This is a genomic window from Propioniciclava sp. (assembly GCF_036744435.1).
GTDB lineage: Bacteria > Actinomycetota > Actinomycetes > Propionibacteriales > Propionibacteriaceae > Propioniciclava.
Genome location: NZ_DAIOIA010000087.1, coordinates 1 through 13,437, shown reverse-complemented (window position 1 = coordinate 13,437; position 13,437 = coordinate 1). Strand labels below are relative to the sequence as shown.

Sequence of the window (13,437 nt, the reverse complement as noted above, 5' to 3'; positions counted from 1 at the left end):
GGGTTGTCGGCGGGCGTGATGAGCACCAGGTAGTTCGTGGCGAACATGGCCGGGTCGCCGTCGATGAGGCCCGCGGCGACGGCGCGGTCCATGTTCTTCTTGTCGGCGGACGCGAACACGTCGGCGGGTGCCCCGCCCTGGAGCTGGTCCACGAGACCGGACGAGCCGTCGAAGGAGTAGGTGGCCTCGGCGATGCTGGGGAAGACCGTGTTCAGGGACGCCGCCGCGAACACGATCGCGGGCGTCCCCGCCGGGGTCGACGCGGGGGAGCTTGCGGGGGCGGCGCCGGGCTGCCCGCAGGCGGCCAGCAGGAGGGTCAACGCCACCAGGGCGAGTCGTTTCATGGGCGTTCCCTTTCGAGGCTGACGTTGGTGGCCTTGATGACGGCCGTGGCAATGGAGCCGGGAGCGAGGCCGAGTTCCACGACCGCCTCGGTGGAGATCAGCGACACGATCCGGTAGCGCCCGCACTGGAGCTCGACCTGGCTCATCACGGTGTCGGAGACGACCCGGGTGACCAGGCCGGTCAGGTGATTGCGAGCCGAGCGCACCCCCGCTCCGGAGTCGAGTTGGGTGAGGGTGTCATCGGCGAGTTCCTGGGCGAGTGCGGCGAGTTCGACCCCGTCCACGGCATGGCGACCACTGCTGTCAGTGATCGAAGTGAGCCTCCCGGCATCGACCCAGCGCCGCACGGTGTCGTCGCTGACACCGAGGAGCGTGGCCGCGGAGGAGATGCGTATCTGCGACATAAATACAAGGTATCAGTAGTAATTGCGGAATGTGCGGTCTTCTTCGGGTTACGATGACGACATGGGCTACCTCGCCGCCGTCATCACCTGCTCGGATCGCGCCGCCGCCGACATCTACGAGGACCGCTCCGGTCCGGTGCTGCGCGACGGGCTCGCGGCGCTGGGGTTCGAGGTGGAACCCGCCCGCATCGTGCCCGATGACGCGGCCGTCATCGCCACGGCGATCACCGAGGCCGTCGCCGCAGGCGCCCGCGTCGTGCTCACCACCGGCGGGACGGGCGTCAGCCCTCGGGACGTCACCGTCGAGGCGACGCGCCCCCTCCTGGCCTACGAACTCCCCGGCATCGCGGAGGCCGTCCGCGCGGCGGGCGCCGCCACGACGCCGCTGGCCTGTTTGTCCCGGGGGGTCGCCGGAGTGATCCGGGAACCCGGGCGGTCCGCCTTCGTGTTCAACGCTCCCGGCTCACGAGGCGGCGCGCGCGATGCGCTGGCCGTCCTGGAGCCCCTGCTGGTGCACATCGTCGAGCAACTGGACGGCGCCGACCATGACCTGAACCGGCCCGCGTCCCCGACGCGCTAGCGCGCCCAGTCGCCGGATCGCCCGCCCGACTTGGACGTGACGCGCGCGCTCACGATCTCCACGTCGCGGTCCACGCCCTTGACCATGTCCACGACCGCGAGGGCCGCCACGGTCACCGCGGTGAGCGCCTCCATCTCCACACCCGTGCGATCCGCGGTGCGGACCTCGGAGCGCAACCAGACCCCGCCGTCGTCGATCTCCACGTCCAGCACCACCCCGTGGACGCCGATCACGTGCGCGAGCGGGAGCAGATCGGGAACCTTCTTGGCCGCCGCGATGCCCGCGACCCTGGCCACCGCCAGCACGTCGCCCTTGGGGACGGTGCCGTCCCGCAGAGCCGCGATGACCGCGGGTGAGCACGCCACGCGCGCCTCAGCCCCCGCGGCGCGGACGGTCGGCTGCTTGCCGGTGACATCGACCATGCGGGCCTGGCCCTGTGCGTCGAGATGCGTGAACTCCATGGACCTCACCTCACCACCATGACGTCGAGGATGTCGCCTGCACGGACCTGCTCCACCGAGGCGTTGACGACGGCCAGGCCCTCGGCCAGCGGCAGCGAGGCGATCAGATGAGACCCGGAACCGAGCCGGTGGGCCGGACGCGCCTCGCCACCGCTGAGGGTGACCGGCATGTACTGGGTCCGCCCCTTCGGCGTCGCCCAGCCCTCGCTCGCACGGTACTGCCCCCTGGCCACGTCGGCGGTCGCTCCCTGAAAGGTGGCCAGCAGCGGACGCAGGAACGCCCAGGCTGACACGAACACGCTCACCGGGTTCCCGGGCAGCGCCAGGAGCGCCTGAGGCTCCCCGGTAGCCGAACGTAGGTGACCGCACGCCTGCGGTTTCCCGGGCTGCATCGCGACCTTGACGAACTCGATGTCGGCCTCCACGGCATGACGCACCACCTCGAAGGCGCCCACCGACACCCCGCCGGTCGTCACGACGACGTCCGCCCGGGCGGACGCGGCGAGCGCGCGGCGGAAGGCGTCCGCGTCGTCGGCGACGGCGACGGCGCTGATCACCTCGCCGCCGAACTGCTCCACGAGACCGGCCACCAGCACCGAGTTGGAGTCGGGGATCTGGCCGAAACCGAGGGTGCCCCCCGCGGGGACGAGCTCGGATCCGGTGGCCACGACGGCGACGGACGGGCGGCGATGCAGCGGGACCGTGCCGTAGCCGACCGAGGCGGCGGCCGCCGCGGCCGCGGGCGTCCAGCGTTGCCCGCGACGCAACGTCGCCTGGCCAGGGGTGACGTCCTCACCGCGGTAGCGGACGTGCTTGCCCGGGGGCGTCGCAGGGACGCTCACCGCGGCCGACAGCGGGACGTCGCCCGGTTCCTGATCGGTGTCCTCGACCGGCACGACCGCGTCCGCCCCGCGAGGCAGCGGTGCGCCGGTCATGATGCGAACCGCCTCGCCGCGGCCCACAGGGGGTGCGCTGTCCGCGCCCGCGGGGACATCGCCCACGATCCGCAGCCGGGCACCGCCGACGGTGTCGGCCGCACGCACCGCAAAGCCGTCCATCGCCGAGTTGTCGAACGCGGGGACGGGCAGCCGCGCGGTGAGGTCGGCGGCCAGCACCCGCCCGAACCCCGTGCCGATCGGGCACTCCTCGGCGGGCAGCACGGACGCCAGGCTCAGGACGCGACCCAAGTACTCCTCGACGCTCAGCATCAGCGAACTCCTGGCTGTGTTGGGGGCAGCGGGCGGCGCAGCGGCAACTCCGACCAGCGGGCACGGGCGGCGTCCAGGACGAGCACGCGGCCGACGAGGGAGGTGCCGAAGCCTGCCAGCAGCTTGATCGCCTCGGTGGCCTGGAGCGCGCCGATCTGGCCCACCATGGCGCCGAGGACGCCGATGTCGGTCGCCAACGGGTAGTCGCCGACGTCCGGCTCGGTGACGATGAGATCGCGCAGGTACAGCCGGGTGCCCGCGTCGTCGGGGACGCCGAAGACCGAGCACTGTCCCTGCATGCCGACGGCGGACGCCCACACCAGCGCCGACCCGACGGCCGCGGCTGCGTCCGAGATCATGAACTTGGCGCCGAAGTTGTCGGTGCAGTCCAGCACGAGGTCGTAGTCCGGGAACAGCTCCTCGGCGCGTGCCCGGTCCAGGAAGTGGGTCAGCGGCCGGACGCGCACCTCCGGGTTGAGCAGCCGGAGACGCTCGGCCGCAGACTCGGCCTTGTTGCGTCCAAGGTCGGTGTGCAGCACCTGGCGCTGCATATTCGACAGTTCGACCACGTCACCATCGACGATGTCGATGCGTCCGACGCCCGCCGCAGCCAGGTAGGGCAGCGCCGCCGACCCGAGCCCGCCTGCCCCGATGACCAGGACCTGGGAGCCCAGGAGCCGTTCCTGCCCGGCCTCCCCGAGCCCGACGACGTCGATGTTGCGGCGGTAGCGCTGCCGTTGCGCGGGGCTCAGGGGCATTGCGACCACTCGTGACTGCCGTCGGCCAGGAACTGCTTCTTCCAGATCGGGAGCTCCCGCTTGACGCGCTCGATCAGGTCCGAGGCAGCCTCGAAGGCTTCGCCCCGGTGGGACGCCGCGACGGCCACGAAGATCGCCATGCCTCCGATGCCGAGGTAGCCGACACGGTGCTGGGCGACGACGGCGTGCACCCCCGTCCGGGAGGCCTCCGCGGCGACGATCGAGCGCAGGATGTCCGCGGCGAGGGGGTGACCGACGTACTCGATGCCGGTGACGGCAGCGCCGTGGTCGTGGTTCCGCACGACCCCGGCGAAGGTCACCACAGCCCCGGCGCGATCATCGGACACCAGGCTGGTCAGCGCATCGGCGTCGATGTCGGCGTCGGTGATGCCCGACGCGTCCAGGAGGGCACTCACGATGACCTCAGCTCTTCCGCGGGGCGCCCGGGCGGGCGTACCGCCACCAGGTGATGACGATGCACGCGATGGCCCATACGGCGCCGATCAGGTAGAAGGTCGCCGGCGGCATGAGGGTGAGGCCCACCCCGAACAGGAACGGTCCGAACGCGGCGATGGCGCCGGTCCAGCCGATCACCCCGCCCGCCTGACGACGCTCGAAGATCATCGGCATCTGCTTGAAGGTGGACGCGTTGCCGATACCGGAGAACAGGAAGATCGCGAGCATGCCACCCAGGAACTGGTTGAATCCGCCCTGCAGGGCGGCGGCGCTGGAGGTGTCGGGGGTCAGCGCGGGGATGGTGTAGAGAATCGAGCCGAACAGGCCGACGCCGGAGACGAGCGTCCAGATCGCGCCGCCCATCTTGTCGGTCAGCGGCGAGAAGGCGACGCGTGCGCCGGCCCCGATGAGGGGGCCGAGGAAGACATAAGCGACGGGGTCGGGTAGCGCGTACCCCTCGACCAGCAGTGTGGCCGTCGCGCCCGCACCCTCGACGATGTGGGGGTTGCCGCTGCCGTACAGGTTGGCCATCAGCAAGCCGAACTGGGCCGACAGGCCGGAGAAGGTGCCGAACGTCATGATGTAGAGCACCGTCATCCACCAGGTGTCCTGGTTACGGAAGATGTCGAACTGCTGCTTGATGTTGGCCTTCACCGGCACCGACTTCAACACGATGTAGGCCCAGATCGCGCCGACGATGATGAACGGCACATAGACCAACGCGGAGTTCTGGTACCAGACGGTGACGGGTGCCTTGCCGGCGACGGCCATCTGCTGCGAGCCGAGGAAGGCGAACATGCCGAAACCGATCAGCCACGGGGTGAGCAACTGCACCAAGGAGACGCCGAAGTTGCCGATGCCGGCTTGGATGCCGAGCACCGTGCCTTGGAGCCGCTTCGGGAAGAAGTAGGACGTCGAGGGCATGAACCCGGAGAAGGCGCCGCCGCCGATGCCGGCGAGGAAGGCCAGCGCCATCAGGCGCCAGTAGGGCACGTCCGGGTTGGTGACCTCGAAGCCCCAGCCGACCACGGGCAGGAGCAGCAGCAGCGTGGTCAGCGCCACCATCTTGCGGGTGCCGATCTTGGGCGGCAGCACCATCCATACCAGCCGCAACAGCCCGCCGGAGAGGCCCGGCATGGCCGCCATCCAGTAGAGCTGTTCCTTGGTGAATGCGAAGCCGAGGGCGTTGAGCTTCGGCACGATGGCGCTGGGCAGGAACCACGCGGCAAAGCACAGCGTCAGCGTGAACGTGGTGACGGTGAGCGTGCTCCAGGCCAGCTTCTTGTCCCAGGTCTTCTCATCTTCGGGGTCCCAGGCCAGCAGCCAGTCCCCCTTGGTCGTGGGTGTGGTGGTCACGATGCGGTCTCCAATTCTGGTTCGATGAGGCTGGCTGACTCCGGTGTGGCCCGCGTCATCATGCGGTGGATCGTGACGTGCATCCAGACGGCGCAGAGGCCCACGAGGACGAAGATCACGAAGAAGGTGGAGGTGGGGAACCCCGACAGGAGCTTGGTGTAGGCGAACAACGGCGGCAGGAAGAACCCGCCCAGCCCGCCGAACATGCCGACCAGGCCGCCGACCGAGCCCACGTTGTCCGGGAAGTACTCGGGGATGTGCTTGTAGATCGCCGCCTTGCCGACCCCCATGGCACAGCCCAGCAGGAACACCAGCACGACGAACCAGGGCAGATGCATCTGGTAGGCGAGGTGGTTGGTGAAGGTGCGGTCGGCGTGGGCGATGGTGAGGTGCCCGTTCGGCATCATCAACAGTCCGCTGGTGACCAGCATCAAGGCGAACGTCAGGTACATGACGCTGCGGGCACCCCAGCGGTCGCTCATCCAGCCGCCAAGCGGGCGCAGCAGGGACGCGGGGAAGATGAACGTGGCGGTGAGCAGGCCGGCGGTGGCCAGGTCGACCTGGAAGTTGTCGACGTAGTACTTCGGCAGCCACGCCGACAGGGCCACATAGGCACCGAAGACGGCAACGTAGTAGAGGCTGAAGCGCCACACGCGCACCTGCTTCAGCGGGAGGAGCGTCTCCCTGATCGGCTTCGTCGCCCCGGGCGCCTGATCGACGCGAGGGACGATGAACCAGGTCAGCAGGCCGATGATCACCAGCATCACCGAGTACAGCACCGGGATCAGCCGCCATCCCCCCTGGATGCCGAGGATGTAGGAGCTGCCGGCGGTGGCGGCGATGATGCCCGGCCCGATGAGCTTCGTGACGGACGCCCCCACGTTGCCGGCCCCGAACACCCCCAAAGCCAGGCCCTTGCGGTCTTGGCCGAACCAGGCGGAGTTCCACGACACCCCGACGCTGAACAGGTTGCCGGCGAAGCCGACGAGGAAGGCGAGGACGAGGAGCCAGGTGTAGTCCTGGGCGAAGCTCACCAGGTAGGCCGGGATCGCGGTGGCGAAGAGCAGGAACAGCGTGACCTTCCGGCCGCCGATCCGGTCGGCGATGATGCCCGCGGGGAGCCGCCACATGGAGCCGTTCAGCACGGCGACCGCGGAGACCCAGCTCAGCTCCACGTCGGTGAGCCCGAACTCCTTCTGGATCGGGACACCCAGGATGCCGAACATGAGCCACACCGCGAACATCAACGTGAACGCGATGGTGGACATGACCATGACGCGGACTGACCCCGGGGCGGTGGGATGGTCGGGGGCGACCTCAATCAATCTGGTGGACATACGTGGCTTCCTCATGGGCGAGTTGGTGGGCGAGGCGTCCTCGCGCTCAGCGTCGCGACTTCTCGTTGTCGCGGGTGCCGACCGGATCCCAGCCGCGGCCCCGACGGGTCGCGGACTGGCGCGGGTCGGTGTCGCGTGAGCGGTAGACGATGTAGGGACGGAACAGGTAGTGCAGGGGAGCCGAGAAGGCGTGCACGAGGCGCGTGAACGGGATCATCGCGATGAGCAGCAGCGCGATGACGATGTGGGCCTGGAACTGCCACGTCGCGTGTCCCATCACCTCGATGTCCGGTTGGAGGGTGAACAGTGAGCGGAACCAGACCGACACCGTCTCGCGGTAGTTGTGCTCCTCGCCGGTCGCGGTCTTGTCGCCGGTCAGCGTCGCGACCATGCCGAGACCGATGGTGAGCGCGAGCGCGAGATACATCACCTTGTCGTTGCGGGTCGTGGCGCGAAACACCGCGGTCTGGGTGCGACGCCGGTAGATCAGCAGACCCAGCCCGAGGACCAGGCCGATGCCGGCCAGCCCACCGCCCCAGAACGCCCCCAGGTGGTACATGTGCTGGTCCAGCCCGACCCAGTCGGTGAGGGCCTTCGGGATGAGCAGGCCCACGACGTGGCCCAGGAACACGGCGATCAGCGCGAAGTGGAACAGCGGTGAGGCGATCTTGAGCAGCCGCGACTCGTACAACTGCGAGGACCGCGTCGTCCAGCCGAACTGGTCATAGCGGTAGCGCCAGATCAGGCCACCCACCAGGATCAGCGCGGTGGCGTAGGGCAGGACGCCCCACACGAAGATGCCCATGTCAGTCTCCTTGCCTGGTGGCGTCCGTCAGGGACAGGCGGCGCGCCGGGGACGGCGTGGCAGTCAGGAATCCGTCCAGGCCGACGAGCTCGGTGGGCGGGTTGTCGTGCAGCTGCTGCACCTCGGCCCGGGTCTGCGGGGAAGGGCCGCCCAGGCTCGCGCAGAGGGCGGCGACGACGCCGGCCTGCGGGAGCCCGTCCTCGGTCAGGCCGATCCGGAGCAGTTCCAGCGACGCCCGGTACGTGTTGAGCAGGGCGACGCCGATGGCCGGGGCGCCCTGGGCGGCGAACTCGAGGACCATCGGCAGGTAGTCGGGCAGTTCGCCGTTGAGGTCGACCAGCAGCCCGGAATCGCGGTAGGTCTGCTTGACCGCCGCGAGGACTTCGCCGCGTCGCCGGGTGTCGCCGTCGGTCCAGTAGGTCAGGTGGAGGGCGTGGCGGCGTGACAGGTCGAACTCCTGCACGTGCCAGCTCTGAACCTCCAGCACCGGCATCGAGCGCAGGTGGGCGAGCGTGGCGGCGAACCCGTCCAGGGCGTCGACCTCGGCGAGCGCCTGCTCGACGAGCGGGAGTTGGCCCAGGACGTTCTCGTCCGGGTAGGACAGCACCACCGACGCGGCCGCATAGATCACGCGGTGGCGCTTGCTGGGGGGAGCGGGGAGCCTCATCCTCGTGCCGCCTCCTCGCGCCTCGCCTTGGCCGCCGCGAAGGACTCCACCGCGACCGGGACGACGCGGCCCGACGACTCCCCGAACACGCCCCGCGTGCTGGGATCGTCGTCGAAGTCCACCGAGCAGCCGATCTCCTCGAGGTTGTGGGCCTGCTCGCGGTGCGCGGTCGGGATGACGTAGCGATCGCTGTACTTGGCGATGGCGAGCAGCCGGTACATCTGCTCCATCGCGGCGCCGGTCATCCCGACGGCCGCGGGCAGATCCTCTTGCCGGGGACGCCCCAGCGTCACGTCACGCATGTAGGCGCGCATGGCCGCCAGCTTCTGGAGCACGTCGCGCACCACGTCGACGTCGCCTGCGCTCAGCAGTTCCGCCAGGTACTCCAGCGGGATGCGCAGGGCGTCGATCGCTCCGAACAGGTTGCCCCCCGCCTCGGCGTCATGGCCCTGGTCTTTGAGCAGATCCACGACCGGCGACAACGGCGGGATGTACCAGACCATGGGCATGGTGCGGTACTCCGGGTGCAGCGGCAGGGCCACCTTGAAGTGCTTGATCAGCGCGTACACCGGAGACTTCGCCGCCGCGTCCAGCCAGTCCTCGGGGATCCCGCTGCGCCGGGCGTCCGCGATGACCTCCGGGTCGGTCGGGTCGAGCATCAGGTCGAGCTGGGCCTGGTAGAGGTCCTGGTCATCGGCCAAGGCCGCCCGGGTGACCTGGTCAGGGTCGTACAAGATGATGCCGAGGTAGCGCAGGCGCCCCACGCACGTTTCGGAGCAGACGGTGGGGATGCCCGCCTCGATGCGCGGGTAGCAGAAGTGGCACTTCTCGGCCTTGCCGGTGCGGTGGTTGAAGTAGATCTTCTTGTACGGGCAGCCGGTGATGCATTGCCGCCAGCCGCGGCACTTGTCCTGGTCGACCAGGACGATGCCGTCCTCGGACCGCTTGTAGATCGCGCCCGAGGGACAGGAGGCCATGCAGGAGGGGTTCAGGCAGTGCTCGCAGATGCGCGGCACGAAGAACATGAAGCTCTTCTCGTACTCGAGCTTGATCTGCTGGTTGGCCTCCTCGCGGAGCTTCTTCAAGATCGGGTCGCCCGCCTCGGTGGCGGCGACGCCGCCCAGCGAGTCGTCCCAGTTGGCCGACGCGCCGATGGCCATGTTCTTGCCGGTGACCAGGGATTTGGGCCGAGCGACCGGGAAGTCGTCACCGAGCGGGGCCGTGATCAGGGTCTCGTAGTCGTACGTCCACGGCTCGTAGTAGTCCTCCATGCCGGGCTGCACCGGGGAGGCGAAGATGCTGAGCAGCTTCTTGAACCGGCCGCCGGAGCGGAGCTTGAGCCGGCCGCTCTTGGTGCGCACCCAGCCGCCCTGCCAGGTGTCCTGGTCCTCGTAGGTGCGCGGATAGCCCTGCCCGGGACGGGTCTCGACGTTGTTGAACCACACGTACTCGATGCCCGCCCGGTTCGTCCAGGCCTGCTTGCAGGTGACCGAGCAGGTGTGGCACCCGATGCACTTGTCGAGGTTCATCACCATGGACACCTGAGCCATGACGCGACGCTGCTTCGCCATCAGTACTGCACCTCCTGGGAGCGACGCCGCACGGTCGAGACGATGTCTCGCTGGACGCCGGTGGGGCCGATGTAGTTGAAGGCGTACGCCTGGTGCGCGTAGCCGCCGATCAGGTGGGTGGGTTTGAGCAGGATGCGCGTCACCGAGTTGTGAATGCCGCCGCGCTTGCCGGTGGCCTCCGACTTGGGCACGTCGATCGTGCGTTCCTGGGCGTGCTGCACGTAGCAGATGCCATCAGGCAGCTTCGAGGTGACGACCGCGCGGGCCACGAACACGCCGTTGGCGTTGGTCAGCTCGATCCAGTCGTTGTCGGCGACGCCGATGGACGCGGCGTCCGCCACGCTCAGCCAGGCCTGCGGGCCGCCGCGACCCAGCGACAGCATGAACAGGTTGTCTTGGTACTCGGAGTGGATCGACCACTTGTTGTGCACCGTCAGGTAGCGGAGCGTGATCGCCTTCTCCCCGGCAGGTCCGAGCTCGGGTTCGCCGTAGGCCTTCGTCATGTCCAGCGGCGGCCGGAACGTCGGCAACTGTTCGCCCGCGTCGATCATCCAGTCGTGGTCGAGGAAGAAGTGCATCCGACCCGACAGGGTGTGCCAGGGCTTGAGCCGTTCGGTGTTGATGGTGAACGCGGCGTAGCGCCGACCGCCGGTCTCGGACCCCGACCATTCCGGCGAGGTGATGACGGGCTGCGGGGCCTGCTGCGTCTGCACGAAGGTGATCTGCTTCTCCTCCGACCCCTCGGCCAGGTCGGCGAGCGTGCGGCCGGTCTTGCGCTCCAGGTCGTGGAAGCCCTGGGTGGCCAGCTCGCCGTTGGTGGTGCCAGAAAACATCAAGATCGCCTCGGCCAAGCGCTGATCGGTGTTGATGGCGGGGCGTCCCGCGGCGGGACCGCTGGGGAACACGCCGTGCAACTGGGCCAGCTTCGCGGTGGCGTGCTGGACGTCGTAGGTGATGTTCTTCACCGTGAAACCGAGCTTCTCGGCCAGTGGCCCCACCGTGGCGAGCTTGTCGGCGATCGCCGTGTAGTCGCGTTCCACGACCGAGAGCACCGGCATGTTCTGGCCGGGCACGGCGGGGATGTCGGTGCCCAGCCAGTCGCGCACCACCCCGCCGGGCTGCTTGATCTGGCCGGGGGTGTCGTGTTGCAGCGCGACGGCGACCAGATCGGAGCGGGTGTCGAGGTGCCCCTTGCTCATCTGGGACAGCCGCAGCGCCAGTTCGGTGAACAGCTCGTAGTCGGTCTTGGCCTCCCACGGGGGATCGATCGCCGGGGAGAACGAATGCACATACGGGTGCATGTCGGTGCTGGACAGGTCGTGCTTCTCGTACCAGGTCGCGGCAGGGAAGACGATGTCGGACAGCAGCGTCGAACTGGTCATGCGGAAGTCGGCCGTCATGAGCAGATCGAGCTTCCCCTCGGGCGCCTCCTCATGCCAGGCGACGTGCTCGGGGCGTTCGTCCGCCCCGTGCTGGTTCGGCATCAGGTTGTTGTGGGTGCCGAGGAGGTGCTTGAGGAAGTACTCGTTGCCCTTCGCGGAGGAGCCGAACAGGTTCGAGCGCCACAAGATCATGGTGCGCGGCCAGTTCTGCGGGGCGTCGATGTCCTCCATCGCGCTCTTCAGGGCGCCGCTCTTCACCTGCGCGGCGACGTAGGCCGGGACGCTCTCCGCCTCGCCGCGGGCCACGGCCGCTTTCGCCTCGTCCGCCAGATCGAGCGGGTTGACGTCGAACTGCGGGTAGAACGGCATCCAGCCGAGGCGGTTGGACTGGGCGAGGGCGTCGGCGGTGTGCAGGCCGTCGAGTGCGCCCGTGGAGAGCGGGGACGTGACCCGGTCGGAGGAGAACCCGTCGGTGCGCCACTGGTCGGTGTGCATGTACCAGTAGGCGGTTCCGATCATGGTGCGCGGCGGACGCTGCCAGTCGGTCGCGTTCGCCATGTTGAACCAGCCGGTCATCGGGCGGCACTTCTCCTGCCCGACGTAGTGCGCCCAGCCGCCGCCGTTCTTGCCGATGCAGCCGGTCATCATCAGCAAGGCGATGATCGCGCGATAGGTGACGTCCGCGTGGAACCAGTGACAGATGCCCGCGCCGATGATGATCATCGTGCGGCCCTTCGACTCCTCGGAGTTCTGGGCGAACTGGCGGGCGGTGCGGATGCACGCCTCGGCCGGGACCGACGTGATCTCGGCCTGCCAGGCGGGTGTGTAGGGGGAGTCCACGTCGTCGTAGTCCCGAGCCCACGTGCCGGGCAGGCCGTCGCGCCCGACGCCGTACTGGGCGAGCATGAGGTCGAACACGGTGGTCACCAGGGTGTCGCCGATCCTCCGGGCCGGGACGCCGCGACGCACGATGGAGCCTTCGCCGCGGGGGTCCTCGAAGCAGGGCAGCGCGACCTCGACGCCCTGGGCGTCGGCGTCGCCGAGGAAGGTCAGCGCCGGTTCGATGGCGCCCAGATCGAGGTTCCACTTGCCGGCGCCGTCCTCGGCGTAGCGGAAGCCCATCGAGCCGTTGGGGACGGCGGGGGCGCCGGTGGCCTGGTCCCACATCACCGTCTTGAAGGCGGCGTCGGTGAGTCCGGCGTGCTGCGGCAGGTCGGCCGCGGTGACGAACTTGCCCGCGGTGAGGCCGTGGCCGTCCGGGTGGTCGACGAGCGTGATCAGCATGCCCAGGTCGGTGTACTGCTTGACGTAGGAGTCGAAGTAGTCGACCTTCTTGTCGACGAAGTTCTCCTTGAGGATGACGTGCCCCATCGCCATCGCGAGGGCGGCGTCGGTGCCGGCCTGGGCGGGCAGCCATTCGTCGGCGAACTTGACGTTGTCGGCGTAGTCGGGGCTGACCGTGATCACCTTGGTGCCGCGGTAGCGGACCTCGGCCATCCAGTGCGCGTCGGGCGTCCGGGTCAGGGGGACGTTGGAGCCCCACATCATCAGGTAGGTCGCATCCCACCAGTCGCCGGATTCGGGAACGTCGGTCTGGTCCCCGAAGACCTGCGGGCTGGCGACGGGCAGGTCGGCGTACCAGTCGTAGAAGCTGGTCATGGCACCCCCGATGAGGTGCGTGAAGCGGGTCCCGATGGCGTGGCTGACCATGCTCATCGCCGGGATCGGGGAGAACGAGACGCAGCGGTCGGGGCCGTAGTTCTTGATGGTGTTGACGTAGCTCGCGGCGGCGATCTCGAGGGCCTCGTCCCAGGAGATGCGCACGAGGCCGCCCTTGCCGCGGGCCTGCTGGTAGCGGCGCCGCTTGGTCTGGTCGGTGCTGATCTCGTGGAAGGCCGCGACCGGGTCGCCGAGGCGCTTCTTGGCTTCGCGGTACATCTCCAGCAGGACGCCGCGGCCGTACGGGTAGCGCACGCGCGTGGGGGAGTAGGTGTACCAGGAGAAGGAGGCCCCGCGCGGGCAGCCGCGAGGCTCGTACTCGGGCCGGTCGGGCCCCGTGGTGGGGTAGTCGGTCTGCTGCGACTCCCAGGTGATGATGCCGTCCTTGA

General features: G+C 68.9%; 13 protein-coding genes. 1 reads left to right on the top strand and 12 read right to left on the bottom strand.

Annotated features, from left to right (window positions below; all coding sequences use genetic code 11):
- Together V7E09_RS11105 and V7E09_RS11100 are read right to left on the bottom strand one after the other, a co-directional pair.
- On the bottom strand, positions 1–344 hold a 344-nt coding region (locus V7E09_RS11105; RefSeq protein ID WP_324523391.1), incomplete at its 3' end, for a substrate-binding domain-containing protein.
- On the bottom strand, positions 341–748 hold the full coding sequence (locus tag V7E09_RS11100) for a TOBE domain-containing protein (RefSeq protein ID WP_324510661.1): 408 nt from the start codon (positions 746–748) through the stop codon (positions 341–343). The genes V7E09_RS11105 and V7E09_RS11100, both read right to left, overlap by 4 nt.
- A 61-nt stretch (positions 749–809) precedes the next feature.
- Between V7E09_RS11100 and V7E09_RS11095 the strand changes: the two genes are divergently transcribed.
- Entirely contained in the window at positions 810–1,328 is a 519-nt protein-coding gene (locus V7E09_RS11095; protein ID WP_324510660.1) for a MogA/MoaB family molybdenum cofactor biosynthesis protein, read from the top strand.
- Here the strand turns inward: V7E09_RS11095 and moaC are convergent.
- The 10 genes from moaC to V7E09_RS11045 all read right to left on the bottom strand — a co-directional run.
- Positions 1,325–1,789: a cyclic pyranopterin monophosphate synthase MoaC gene (gene moaC / locus V7E09_RS11090; RefSeq protein ID WP_324510659.1), complete on the bottom strand. Its 465-nt coding sequence runs from the start codon at positions 1,787–1,789 to the stop codon at positions 1,325–1,327. The two genes, V7E09_RS11095 and moaC, sit on opposite strands and share 4 nt — an antisense overlap.
- Before the next feature lie 5 nt (positions 1,790–1,794).
- Complete coding sequence (locus V7E09_RS11085; protein WP_324523390.1) at positions 1,795–2,997, bottom strand: molybdopterin molybdotransferase MoeA; 1,203 nt, start codon at positions 2,995–2,997, stop codon at positions 1,795–1,797.
- The gene (locus V7E09_RS11080; protein ID WP_324510657.1) at positions 2,997–3,755 is read right to left on the bottom strand and encodes a HesA/MoeB/ThiF family protein; all 759 of its coding nucleotides are present in this window, start codon (positions 3,753–3,755) and stop codon (positions 2,997–2,999) included. The genes V7E09_RS11085 and V7E09_RS11080 overlap by 1 nt, the downstream gene beginning before the upstream one ends.
- Entirely contained in the window at positions 3,746–4,171 is a 426-nt protein-coding gene (locus V7E09_RS11075; RefSeq protein WP_324510656.1) for a molybdenum cofactor biosynthesis protein MoaE, read from the bottom strand. Before V7E09_RS11075 ends, V7E09_RS11080 begins: the two co-directional genes overlap by 10 nt.
- Before the next feature lie 7 nt (positions 4,172–4,178).
- Positions 4,179–5,570, bottom strand: coding sequence for an MFS transporter (locus tag V7E09_RS11070; RefSeq protein WP_442956878.1), 1,392 nt, complete (start codon positions 5,568–5,570; stop codon positions 4,179–4,181).
- A complete protein-coding gene (locus V7E09_RS11065) occupies positions 5,564–6,904 on the bottom strand; it encodes an MFS transporter (RefSeq protein ID WP_324523389.1) in 1,341 nt (446 codons plus the stop codon). Before V7E09_RS11065 ends, V7E09_RS11070 begins: the two co-directional genes overlap by 7 nt.
- Positions 6,905–6,950: 46 nt before the next feature.
- On the bottom strand, positions 6,951–7,709 hold the full coding sequence (gene narI / locus V7E09_RS11060) for a respiratory nitrate reductase subunit gamma (RefSeq protein ID WP_324510653.1): 759 nt from the start codon (positions 7,707–7,709) through the stop codon (positions 6,951–6,953).
- A gap of 1 nt (position 7,710) precedes the next feature.
- Positions 7,711–8,376 (bottom strand): nitrate reductase molybdenum cofactor assembly chaperone, encoded by a 666-nt coding sequence (narJ, locus tag V7E09_RS11055; RefSeq protein ID WP_324510652.1) that lies wholly within the window; start codon positions 8,374–8,376, stop codon positions 7,711–7,713.
- Positions 8,373–9,947, bottom strand: a complete 1,575-nt coding sequence (gene narH, locus V7E09_RS11050) for a nitrate reductase subunit beta (RefSeq protein WP_324510651.1) — start codon at positions 9,945–9,947, stop codon at positions 8,373–8,375. The genes narJ and narH overlap by 4 nt, the downstream gene beginning before the upstream one ends.
- The coding region (locus V7E09_RS11045; RefSeq protein ID WP_324523388.1) for a nitrate reductase subunit alpha at positions 9,947–13,437 on the bottom strand (3,491 nt) is incomplete at its 5' end. The genes V7E09_RS11045 and narH, both read right to left, overlap by 1 nt.